Genomic DNA, 10,931 nt, shown 5'->3' with positions numbered 1-10,931 from the left:
GCTGCCGCGCGTTGCTTCGCACGCGCAATAGTTACAGTTGCGCGTGGTCGACACCGGGCGTTGACTTGGGGGCATGCCCAGGGTCACGATCAACGTCGATGGCACGTCCTACAACGACGACGTGCCTTCTCGAACGCTTCTCGTCCACTACCTACGCGACCAGGTTGGCAAGGTCGGTACCGTGGTGGGCTGCGACACCGGAAACTGTGGCGCGTGCACTGTCCTGATGTCCGATCCAGATGGGGTGCTCCGCTCGGTCAAGAGCTGCTCAGTGCTGGCCGTGCAAGCCGACGGCAAACAGGTCAGCACCGTGGAGAGCCTCGGTGGCGACCATCCAATCCAGAAGGCCTTCCACGAACAGCACGGGCTGCAGTGCGGATTCTGCACGCCCGGCATGATGATGGCCGCGGTCGATCTCTTGCGCGATACCCCCGAGCCCACTGACACCGAAATCCGGGAAGGTCTGGAAGGCAACCTCTGCCGCTGCACCGGATACCAGAACATCGTGCGCGCCGTGCGTGCGGCCGCATCGGCCATGAACGGCTCGCCCGCCGTGGCGCCGGTCGCCGAGCCCGCCTTTGCCGCGCCAGTCGGGGCTGGGCCGGAAGCCTCGAACGAGGAGGTGGCCGGATGACAGCGGTAGCGGAAAACACCGAGGTCGGCCGGGCCCGGCTGCGCAAGGAGGACGCGCGGCTGCTCACCGGGCGCACCAGATGGACCGACAACATCGCCGTTCCCGGCATGCTGCACATGGCCATCCTGCGCAGCCCCCACGCGCATGCGCGGATCAACAGTGTCGACGTGTCCGCCGCGGCGGCCGCCCCCAATGTGGTGGCCGCGTTCTGCGGCAAGGACGTGGCCGAGACCCAGGGCGTGCTCGCCTGCGCCTGGCCGGTCACCGAGGACATTGTCATGCCCACCTACCTGCCGCTGGCTGTGACCGAGGTGCGCCATGTCGGCGAGCCGGTGGCCGTCGTGGTGGCCCGCGACCGGGCCAGCGCGGTCGATGCGCTGCAACTCATCGAGGTCGACTACGACCCGCTGCCGGTGGTGCTCGACATCGAGGCGGCGCTGGCCGAAGGCTCGCCGCTGGTCCATGAGGACAAGGGCACCAACAAGTGCTACACGTGGGTGTTCGACTCGGCCGCGGCCGGTTCGGGCGGCGATGTGGCCGGGGTGGTGGCTGACGCCGAAATCACCATCAAGCGCCGCTATGTTCAGCAGCGCCTCATTCCGTCCTTTATGGAGCCACGCAGCGTCATCGTGGAGCCGGCGGCCGGCGAAGGTGGCAGCTGGACCGTCTACTCGGCCACGCAGATTCCGCACATCCTGCGCTTCCTGCTCGCCGCCACCACCGGCACCCCCGAGCACAAGATCCGGGTCATCGCCCCGGACGTGGGCGGCGGGTTCGGTGGCAAGCTGGCGGTCACCCCCGAGGAGTGGATCGCGTTCGCGGCCGCCAATCGGGTGGGACGGCCCGTCAAGTACACCGAAACCCGTTCTGAGGCCATGGTTTCGGCTCACCACGGCCGCGACGTGATCCAGGACCTGACGCTTTACGCGAAGCGGGACGGCACCGTGACCGGCCTGGATGTCAAACTGCTCGCCAACATGGGCGCCTACCTCGGCATCGTGACGCCGGGTGTGCCGCTGCTGGGCGCGTTCATGTACAACGGCATCTACAAGTTTCCTGCGTACCGCTTCGAGTGCACCGGAGTCTTCACCACCACGACGAAGACCGATGCCTATCGCGGCGCTGGGCGGCCCGAGGCCACCTACGCCATCGAGCGCATCATGGACGAGCTCGCGGCCGAAGTCGGGATCGACCCGATGGAGGTCAGGCGGCGCAACTGGATCCGGCACGAGGAGTTCCCGTTCGGGACGGTCGCCGGGCTGACCTACGACTCAGGAAACTACGAGGCGGCCACCGACAAGGCGATGCAGCTGCTCGGCTACGACGAGCTGCGCGCCGAGCAGGCCGCCCGCCGCGAGTCCAATGATCCCAAGCAGCTCGGCATCGGCATCTCCACCTACACGGAGATGTGCGGGCTGGCGCCCTCGCGGGTGCTGGGCGCGCTGCGCTACGGCGCGGGCGGCTGGGAGTCGGCCAGTGTCAGGGTGCTGCCCACCGGCAAGGTCGAGGTCGTCACCGGGTCCAGCCCGCACGGGCAGGGCCATGTGACGTCGTGGAGCCAGATCGTCGCCGACCAGCTGGGGGTGCCCTTCGACGATGTCGAGGTGCTGCACGGCGATACCCGTACCTCGCACAAGGGCCTGGACACCTACGGCTCGCGTTCGCTGGCCGTGGGCGGCATCGCGCTCGTGATGGCCAGCCAGAAGGTGCGCGAGAAGGCCCGTGTCATCGCCGCGCACATGCTCGAATGCTCGCCCGACGACGTCGAGTTCGCCGATGGGGCGTTCCGGGTCAAGGGTTCGCCGGAGGCGTCCAAGACGATCGCCGACTGTGCCCTGGCCGTGTTCGCGGCGCACAACCTGCCCGACGGCGTCGAGCCCACATTGGACAGTGAGGCCACCTTCGACCCGGAGGGGTTCTCCTTCCCGCACGGAACCCACCTGTGCGCGATAGAGGTGGACACCGAAACCGGCGAGGTCGCCATCCGGCAGTACGTGTGTGTCGACGACGTCGGCCGGGTGGTCAACCCGCTCATCGTGGAGGGTCAGGTACACGGCGGGGTGGCCCAGGGCATCGCCCAGGCGCTGTACGAGGAGGCGGTCTACGACGCGGAGGGCAACCTGCTCACCTCGTCGTTCGCCGACTACACCCTGCCCAGTTCGGCCGATCTGCCCGACATCGTCAGCGACCGCACCGAGACCCCGGCGACCTCCAACCCGTTGGGCGTCAAGGGTGTCGGCGAGGCCGGCACCATCGCGGCCACCCCGGCCGTGGTCAACGCCATCGTGGATGCGCTGCGGCCGTTCGGGGTCATCGATGTCCAGATGCCGTGCACCCCGGAACGGGTGTGGCGGGCGCTCAAGGAGGTGATCGCGTGATCCCGGCGGCCTTCGACTACATCCGACCGTCCACTGTGGAGGATGCGGTAAACGCACTCGCCGATGCGGGCGAGGAGGGCAAGGTACTGGCCGGAGGGCAGAGCCTGCTTCCCGTGCTGCGGCTGCGCCTTGCCGCACCGGCGCTGCTGGTGGACCTCGGCGGGCTTTCGCAGCTACGCGGCATCCGTGAGGACGGCGACATGCTGGTGATCGGCGCCATGACCACCCACGCCGAGCTGGCCGCCTCGTCGGTTCCGCTGCTGGCGCAGGTCGCGGCGACCGTTGGCGACCGGCAGGTCCGGCACCGCGGCACGCTGGGCGGCTCGCTGTCGCACGCCGACCCGGCCGGTGACCTTCCCACGGCCGCGGTGGCGCTCGACGCGCAGATGGTCCTCGCCGGCCCGCACGGCCGGCGCACGGTGGCGGCGAGCGACTTCTTCGTCGACCTGTTCACCACCGCACTCGCACCCGACGAGCTGCTCATCGAGGTTCGGGTGCCGAAACTGCAGGGCTGGCAGACCCACTACACCAAGGTGGGCCGCACGGCTCAGGCGTGGGCGACGGTGGCCGTGGCCGCCGCTGTCCGCCGCGAGAACGGCTCCATCGCGCAGGCGCGGGTCGCCCTGACCAACATGGGCCCGACGCCGGTGCGGGCTTCGGCCGTGGAGCAGGCTCTGGCCGGCGTCGCCGTCGACGGTGACGCCATCGCGGCGGCCGCCGCTCATGCCGCCGAGGGCACCGCCCCGGCCAGCGACACCACCGCCTCGGCCGAGTACAGAAGTCATCTGGCCAAGGTCCTGACCCGTCGCGCCCTGCTGGCCGCGGTTGGCCGGTAACGACACACCCGGGGGCGCGACCCAGCGCGGGTCGCGCCCCTGCCCAGCTTTTCGGAGGGTAGATGGAACTCACCAACGAATTCAGTGTCGCCGCGCCGGTGGAGCAGGCGTGGGCGACGCTGCTCGACGTCGAGCGGATAGCGCCGTGCATGCCGGGCGCCGCGCTGACCTCGTTCGACGGGGAAGCCTTCACCGGAACCGTGAAGGTCAAGCTAGGCCCGGTGAACCTCACCTATGCGGGTAAGGGCCGCTTTGTCACCAAGGATGACGTGGCGCACCGGATCGTCATCGAGGCGTCGGGCAAGGACAAGCGCGGCACAGCCACCGCCGCCGCCACTATTACGGGGACCCTTTATCCCGAGGGTGACTCGACCCGCGTGCACGTCGTCACCGACCTTCGCATCACCGGCGCACCAGCCCAATTCGGGCGCGGAATGATCGCAGACGTGGCAGGCCGCCTGGTCGGCCAGTTCGCCGACAGCCTGGCCCGAGAGATCGCCAAGGCCCCCATTGCCACAGCCGCCGCCGCGACGACCACCACCGGCACCACCCCCGCCGACACCCCCACCGAGCCTGCCTCCGCCGAGCCTGTGCCAACCGGGCCTGCCGTAACGAGGCCCGCCGCCGAGCCCGCCCCCACCCGGCCCGCGGCGGTGCGGGCGGTGGAGCCGATTGATCTGCTGGCGGTGACCGGGACGTCGGCCGTTGTCCGGCGGACCACTCCTTATGTCGTCACTTTCCTTGCGGGGGCAGCGGTTGGGGCTCTGATCGTCTGGCTGCTCTCTTAAGGCGAGCGAGCTGGCGCTGTGCCCGGTAGCATGTGCGGCGCACGGGACCTGGGGTGCGGCTAACGGGGATGGGACTGCTTGGTGGAAAAGTCTGACGCTGTAATCGATGTGGACGGATTGAAGCGCTCTTTTCGTTCGACAAAAGGTGTTTTCCGCCGATCCACGAAAGAAGTCGAGGCGGTGAAAGGGATCAGCTTCGCCGTCGAGCGCGGCGAGCTGTTCGGTCTGCTCGGGCCCAATGGGGCCGGGAAGACCACCACCATCAAGATGCTGATCACGCTGCTGCTTCCCACCTCCGGCCGTGCCCAGGTGCTCGGTTACGACGTGGTCAAACAGGCGCGCGAGGTACGCAGAAAAGTAGGTTATGTCTTTGGCGGCGACCGCGGTCTCTACGAGCGTCTGTCGGGATTGGACAATCTGCGCTACTTCGCCGAGCTCTACGGCGTCGCGCCGCGTGAGCAGCGCAGCCGCATAGGCGAGCTGCTGGAGATGGTCGGGTTGCAGGGCCGGGAGAACGAGCGGGTCGAGGGCTATTCGCGCGGCATGCGCCAGCGCCTGCACATCGCGCGCGGCCTGCTGCACCGCCCGGAGGTCCTGTTTCTTGACGAGCCGAGCATCGGCATCGACCCGGTGGGCGCCAGGGAGCTGAGGACAACGGTCAAGGCGCTGGTCGACCAGGGCACCACAGTGCTGCTGACCACCCATTACATGTTCGAGGCCGACGAGCTGTGCGACCGGATAGCGGTCATCGCGGGCGGAAACATCGTCGCCACCGGCACTCCCGAAGATCTGAAGAAGCGGGTCAGCAACGGCACGGTGACCGAGATCGAGGTCTTCGGCCTGCCCGACGGCGTCGTGCCGGCCGTGCAGCGGGAGAACGGGGTGCGTTCGGCGGTCGTCGAGGAGCGGGGCCAGGCCCAGGTGCTCATCGTGCATGCCGAGCCCGGAGCCGATGTGACGCAAGCGGTTCTGGTCCAGCTGGAGGGCAGCCGCGTCGGCCGGCTGATGACCCGTGAGCCCACCCTCGAAGATGCCTACATCGAGCTGGTGTCCGCGGCATGAGGATCGTGCGCCTGATTGGCATCACCTGGTGGCTGCAGCTGAAGATGCGCAGCCGGTCCGCTTTCGACGGGCTGCTGTCACTGCTCTGGCCGCTTTTCTTCGCCACCACCATCTTTTTGATGTTCCGCCAGGGCAACGCCGCCGGGCCGGCCATGCTGTCGGCGGCGGTGGGCGCCGCGGTGATGGGCATCTGGTCGGCCACTAGCACCACGGCCGCCTTCGCGCTGCAGATGGAAAGACGCCAGGGCACGCTGGAGTTGCTGGTGGCCGCACCGACCTCGTTCGCGCTGCTGATCGTGCCGCTGACGCTGTCGATGGCCACCATCGGCGCGTACAGCATGATTGCCACCTTGCTATGGGGCCGTTTCGTTTTCGGCATCCACATCACCGTCGACGACCCCGCCATGTTCGTGGTCTCGGTCGCGGTGACGGTGATCGCCATCGGGATGCTCGGCTTCCTCATCGCCATCGCGTCGGTGCGCTACCGCACGGCATGGGCCCTCGGGTCGGCGCTGGAGATGCCGGTGTGGCTCATCTGCGGTCTCGTGGTCGCGGTGAGTTCGCTGCCGGCCTGGGTTCGGCCGATCTCGTGGATGCTGGCGCCGACGTGGGGAATGGCGGCCATCCGCGATTCGGCGCAGGGCGGCGGCAACCCACTGGCCGGTCTGGCGATGTGTCTTGGCCTGGCTGCGGTCTACGGTCTGATCGGCTGGTTCCTCGCCCGCTGGATGGTCCACTCGGCCCGCGTTAACGCGACTTTGGCGCTGAGCTGATGACGTCGCTGCGAATCCTCTTCATCGGTGGCCTGACCAGCTATCGCGCGCTTTTCAACTGGCTTACGCCGTGGGTCCTCATTCCCACCTTCATTCTCAGCCCGATCGTGCACATCCTGCTGTTCGCCTACATCGGGCGCACCGCCGGAGTCGGTGACGACCGCTACTTCCTGATCGGCAATGCCGTGCTCAATGCGGCCATCCCGTGTCTGTTCGCGATGGGCAACACCATCGGCGGAGAGCGTAACCAGGGGACCTTGCCGTTGCTCATTTCCTCACCGGCCAAACGCGTCCCGCTGTTTCTCGGTCGGGCCCTGCCCGTCATCGTCAACGGTTTCGTCGTCGCGGTGGTCGCTCTGGGCGTGGGCGCGGTGCTCCTGGGCGTCTCGTTGCCGACCGCCACCTGGCCCGCGTTGGCGATCGCCGTTGCGGTGTGCTCCTTTTCGTGTACCGGGCTGGGCCTGCTCGGCGCGGCGGTGGCCTTGCGGGTGCGGGAAACAGCGGTCATGTCCAACGTCATCTTCGGCATTCTGATGATCTTTGCCGGTGTCAACGTGCCGCTGCTGGCGCTGCCGGGCTGGATGGGGGCGGTGGCCAACTGGCTGCCGTTGACCCATGGCATCGAGGCCGCCCGGCAGCTCGCGGCCGGAAGCGGCTTCGCCGCGATCCGTGCCGACCTGTTCACCGAGATCGCCCTCGGTGTCGGCTACGCCGGTCTGGGGCTGCTCCTGCTCGCCTGGCTGGAAAGGGAAAGCCGCCGCAAGTCCACCCTCGACACCGCCTGAGCCGTCAGTTCGGCCAGGCGGGGGTGGCGCCCTGGCCGATCAACCGGTCATCCACGAAGATCATGGCTTCGGCCCGCACCGGGCTCTTGTCCAGAATGAGCATGTTGCACCAGTGATAGTCGAAGCAGAACGGGTCGCGCGCGGTGACCCGCGCCGCGTCGGAGTAACGGATGATCTCCACCTGGATCTCCACCGACTGCGTGCGGGCCAGGTGTTCCAGCGTGCCGTAGCCCTCAAAGCGGCCCCAGACCGCGTGCCGGCTGGGCGAGTGGCGCAGCTCGATCTGGCCCAGCAGGAGCTGGCGGTCGCTTTGGGAGACCTTGCGGGCGGTCAGGGTGGCCGCGTCCACGCCGCAGCCGGCGGACTCGGGCTCGGCGCCGTCGGCGGCCGGCTGTTCCGGCCAGGCGGGCAGCACGGTGGGACGGGCAGGCTCGTTGCCGCGCAAGGTTTCCCATCGTCTTTGCCACGCCAGGCAGTCCCCGCCGCAGGCCTCGACGAAGGCCAGCAGCACCGGAAGCGACGGCAGCTGGCGGCCTGCGGTGGCGTCGGTGAGGGTGGTATGCGAATAGTGGGTTCGCTGAGCGAGCTGCCGGTAGGTCAGCCCTCCGGCCGAGGCTCTGAGCCTTCGCAGATCGGCCGCGAACGCCGTGATCTCGTCGGTCACCGTGATGATCTTCTCTGGACGCCCCACTGATTGATTCTGCATAGATTGGCAGTCATTTGTCAGCTGCCAATCGGGCCGAACTTAATCCATTGCCGCAGTGGAGACTGTGGATGTCAGCGGGCGGACTGCGGGGCCGCAGCCAGGTGGGGCGAATCAAGGAGGTTGGCTGGTGTCTGCCGTCCGGCCGGTGGTCAGTCTGGAGCCGCTGCGATCTGAGGTTCAGATCGTGCCAATCAGCTTGCTACAGCCTGGTTATACGCCGCGCCTGGCCGGGGAGGATCTCGTGCACGCCGCGGCGCTGGCCGACTGTGAAGCGGACCTGCCGCCGATCCTGGTGCACCGGCCGACCATGAAGGTGATCGATGGCATGCATCGGTTGCGGGCCGCGCAGCTGCGCGGGCGTACCGAGATCGAGGTGCGCTTTTTCCGGGGCCCGGAGGAGGCCGCCTTCGTCCTGGCGGTTCAGGCGAACACCACGCACGGGTTGCCGTTGAGCCTTTCCGATCGTGAGGCGGCCGCCGGCCGTATCCTGCGATCTCACCCGCACTGGTCGGACCGGGCCATCGCCAGCGCCACCGGTTTGGCCGCCAGAACGGTCAGCGCCATCAGGTCGCGACTGGACGAAAGCGTGCCGCAGGTGACGATGCGGCTCGGCCGGGACGGGCGGGTGCGCCCGCTCAACGCGGTCGAGGGCCGCCTGCGCGCGCATGCGTTGATCCAGCAGCATCCCCAGGCCACCCTGCGCGAGATCGCCAAGGCGTCGGGGGTCTCCCTGGGCACCGCCCGCGACGTGCGGCAGCGGGTGCGCCAGGGCATGGATCCGCTGCCGGGACGCCACCAGCAGGATCAGCGCGGGCCGGCCAAACGCGCCGCCGCGGCCAGGCCGGAGCAGTCGCCGGACTGTTCGGCGGTGCTGCAGAACCTGCGCAAGGATCCGTCGCTGCGGTTCACCGACTCCGGGCGCAGTCTGCTGCGCCTGCTCGACTCGGGCGTTTCCGCGGTGCGCGATTGCCGCGACGCGATCGACGCGATCCCGCCCCACGCCCTGTACCACATCATGGAGCTCGCCCGCGGCGCCGCCGCCGAGTGGCTGGACCTGGCCGAGCGGCTGCACGAGCGCACCGAGGCCGCCCGGCGGGATGACAGGCCGGGCGGCGTGCGGGCAGACTAGTCACGTGTTTGATCTGCCGTCGCTGCTGGCCATCAGTGACCTGCACGTCGGGTTCGCCCGCAACCGTGAGCTGGTGCAGGAGCTGCGGCCCCGGCATGAGGGCGACTGGCTGCTGGTTGCGGGCGATGTCGCCGATCACGCCGAGCAGATCGTGTGGGCGCTGGGGCTGCTCGCTTCCAGGTTCGCCAAGGTGATCTGGGCGCCGGGCAATCACGAGCTGTGGACACGCGCCGACGACCCGGTTCAGCTGCGCGGCGTGGCCCGCTACGAACACCTGGTCGGCCTGCTGCGCGAGGTGGGGGTGGTGACCCCGGAGGATCCCTATCCGGTCTGGCCGGGCGCCGACGGCGAGGTGGCCGTGGCCGCCCTTTTCGTCGGCTACGACTACAGCTTCCGGGTGCCCCAGGTGCACACCAAGGAGGAAGCGCTCGAGCTTGCCTATGAGCGGGGCACGGTCTGCACCGACGAGGTCCTCCTGCATCCCGATCCCTACCCGTCGCGGGAAGCCTGGTGCGACGCGCGCCTGGCCTACACGCAGGCCCGGCTCGAGGCCCGGTCTGGTTGCCTGCCAACGATTCTGGTCAACCACTATCCGCTGGTACGCGAGCCCACACTGGTCCTGCGTCATCCCGAGTTCGCCATCTGGTGTGGCACCGAGCGCACCGCCGATTGGCATCTGCGCTTCAACGCGGCCGCTGTCGTGTATGGACACCTGCACATCCCGCGCAGCACGGTCTACGACGGGGTCCCCTTCGAGGAGGTCTCGGTCGGCTATCCCCGCGAGTGGCAGCCCCGCGGCCCGGCACCGCAGCCCCGGGTCATCGCGACGACTACTCGTTGAGGAGCTGGAAGAGCAGGTGGTCCTGCCATTTTCCGGCGATGTTGAGGTAACGCGGGGCCAGCCCGTAGCGGACGAATCCGTTGCGCTCCAAGACCCGTTGCGAGGCCTTGTTGTGCAGCAGCGTGCCGGCCTGGAGCCGGTGCAGGCCCAGCTCGGTGAAGGCCACCTGAATAATCTCGGCCAGCGCGGCCGAGGCGATGCCGCGGCCGTTGACGGCGGGCTCGACCCAGTAGCCGACGCTGGACGACTGGAGCGGACCGCGCACGATCTCGTTGAGGGTTATCCGCCCGACGACGCGGCCGCTGTCGAGAATGACGTGGGGCAGGGTCTGGCCGCGGCCGTGCTGCTCAAGGACGGTCTGCAGAAGGGTCCGCTGTCCCTCAACTGTGAAGTATTCCTCGGCGCGGGCGGGCTCCCAGGGCGCGAGAAACTCGCGGTTCTCTCGGATCAGCTCGGTCAGGGCGTCGGCGTCATCGAGGGAGAGAAGCCGGGTGATCGTCACCCGGCCATGATCGCATACTGGCCCGGCCGGTTCATTCCAGGAGCCGCTTGAGGTTCTGGTAGCTCTTCGGGGCGCTGCGGCGGGTCTGCCTTCGGACAAGTGGCAGCAGCGCCACCCCGATGCCGTGCGCCTCGAAGTCGAGGGTAAAGGTCACCCGGGAACGTGCGCCGCCGTCGAGCGGCTCGACGGCGATGGCGGCGTGGGGGCGGATGGGTCCTTCGACGCCGCTGGCGGCCCAGCTGTGCGGCGGGTCGCTGCGGTCGATCTGCTGCACGATGACCCGCTCGACGCCGCCGATGCGGCGGGTGGTCACGAAACGCGAGCCGGACCTGCTGACCGACACGACATCGCGCTGCCATTGCGGGAAGCGGGCCGGATCGGTGACGTAGCTGAAGACTTCGCCCGGCGGGCGGGCGATTTCGATGACTGAGACCATGGGTGCCATCAGGGTGGGCTCCTTCGTGTTACCTCTGCGCGAGGTGATTCGTCAGCTGAGG

Annotated in this window: 12 protein-coding genes; 9 read left to right on the top strand and 3 right to left on the bottom strand. The window is 68.5% G+C overall.

The window, feature by feature from the left end; genetic code table 11:
- Window positions 1–73: 73 nt before the first annotated feature.
- From Rhe02_RS18595 to Rhe02_RS18565, 7 genes are all read left to right on the top strand, one after another.
- Window positions 74–634: a (2Fe-2S)-binding protein gene (locus tag Rhe02_RS18595; protein ID WP_203909512.1), complete on the top strand. Its 561-nt coding sequence runs from the start codon at window positions 74–76 to the stop codon at window positions 632–634.
- A complete protein-coding gene (locus Rhe02_RS18590) occupies window positions 631–3,012 on the top strand; it encodes a xanthine dehydrogenase family protein molybdopterin-binding subunit (RefSeq protein ID WP_203909511.1) in 2,382 nt (793 codons plus the stop codon). Before Rhe02_RS18595 ends, Rhe02_RS18590 begins: the two co-directional genes overlap by 4 nt.
- Window positions 3,009–3,848, top strand: coding sequence for an FAD binding domain-containing protein (locus Rhe02_RS18585; protein WP_203909510.1), 840 nt, complete (start codon window positions 3,009–3,011; stop codon window positions 3,846–3,848). Before Rhe02_RS18590 ends, Rhe02_RS18585 begins: the two co-directional genes overlap by 4 nt.
- A 62-nt stretch (window positions 3,849–3,910) precedes the next feature.
- A complete protein-coding gene (locus Rhe02_RS18580; RefSeq protein WP_203909509.1) occupies window positions 3,911–4,636 on the top strand; it encodes an SRPBCC family protein in 726 nt (241 codons plus the stop codon).
- A gap of 180 nt (window positions 4,637–4,816) precedes the next feature.
- On the top strand, window positions 4,817–5,698 hold the full coding sequence (locus Rhe02_RS18575) for an ABC transporter ATP-binding protein (protein WP_203909508.1): 882 nt from the start codon (window positions 4,817–4,819) through the stop codon (window positions 5,696–5,698).
- The gene (locus Rhe02_RS18570; RefSeq protein WP_203909507.1) at window positions 5,695–6,471 is read left to right on the top strand and encodes an ABC transporter permease; all 777 of its coding nucleotides are present in this window, start codon (window positions 5,695–5,697) and stop codon (window positions 6,469–6,471) included. The genes Rhe02_RS18575 and Rhe02_RS18570 overlap by 4 nt, the downstream gene beginning before the upstream one ends.
- Window positions 6,471–7,256: an ABC transporter permease gene (locus Rhe02_RS18565; protein WP_203909506.1), complete on the top strand. Its 786-nt coding sequence runs from the start codon at window positions 6,471–6,473 to the stop codon at window positions 7,254–7,256. The genes Rhe02_RS18570 and Rhe02_RS18565 overlap by 1 nt, the downstream gene beginning before the upstream one ends.
- Window positions 7,257–7,260: 4 nt before the next feature.
- On the opposite strand, the gene Rhe02_RS18560 is transcribed toward Rhe02_RS18565, so the two are convergent.
- Window positions 7,261–7,947, bottom strand: coding sequence for a helix-turn-helix domain-containing protein (locus Rhe02_RS18560; protein WP_203909505.1), 687 nt, complete (start codon window positions 7,945–7,947; stop codon window positions 7,261–7,263).
- A gap of 199 nt (window positions 7,948–8,146) precedes the next feature.
- On the opposite strand from Rhe02_RS18560, the gene Rhe02_RS18555 reads away from it, so the two are divergent.
- On the top strand, window positions 8,147–9,091 hold the full coding sequence (locus tag Rhe02_RS18555) for a ParB/RepB/Spo0J family partition protein (protein ID WP_203909504.1): 945 nt from the start codon (window positions 8,147–8,149) through the stop codon (window positions 9,089–9,091).
- Window positions 9,060–9,932, top strand: coding sequence for a metallophosphoesterase family protein (locus tag Rhe02_RS18550; protein WP_203909503.1), 873 nt, complete (start codon window positions 9,060–9,062; stop codon window positions 9,930–9,932). The genes Rhe02_RS18555 and Rhe02_RS18550 overlap by 32 nt, the downstream gene beginning before the upstream one ends.
- On the opposite strand, the gene Rhe02_RS18545 is transcribed toward Rhe02_RS18550, so the two are convergent.
- Both Rhe02_RS18545 and Rhe02_RS18540 read right to left on the bottom strand, forming a co-directional pair.
- Window positions 9,922–10,434, bottom strand: coding sequence for a GNAT family N-acetyltransferase (locus Rhe02_RS18545; protein WP_203909502.1), 513 nt, complete (start codon window positions 10,432–10,434; stop codon window positions 9,922–9,924). The genes Rhe02_RS18550 and Rhe02_RS18545 overlap by 11 nt on opposite strands.
- 31 nt (window positions 10,435–10,465) lie before the next feature.
- Entirely contained in the window at window positions 10,466–10,879 is a 414-nt protein-coding gene (locus tag Rhe02_RS18540; RefSeq protein ID WP_203909501.1) for an SRPBCC family protein, read from the bottom strand.
- Window positions 10,880–10,931: the final 52 nt, after the last annotated feature.

It is taken from the genome of Rhizocola hellebori, assembly GCF_016862955.1.
Classification (GTDB): Bacteria; Actinomycetota; Actinomycetes; order Mycobacteriales; family Micromonosporaceae; genus Rhizocola; species Rhizocola hellebori.
This window is presented reverse-complemented; position numbering and strand designations above follow the sequence as displayed.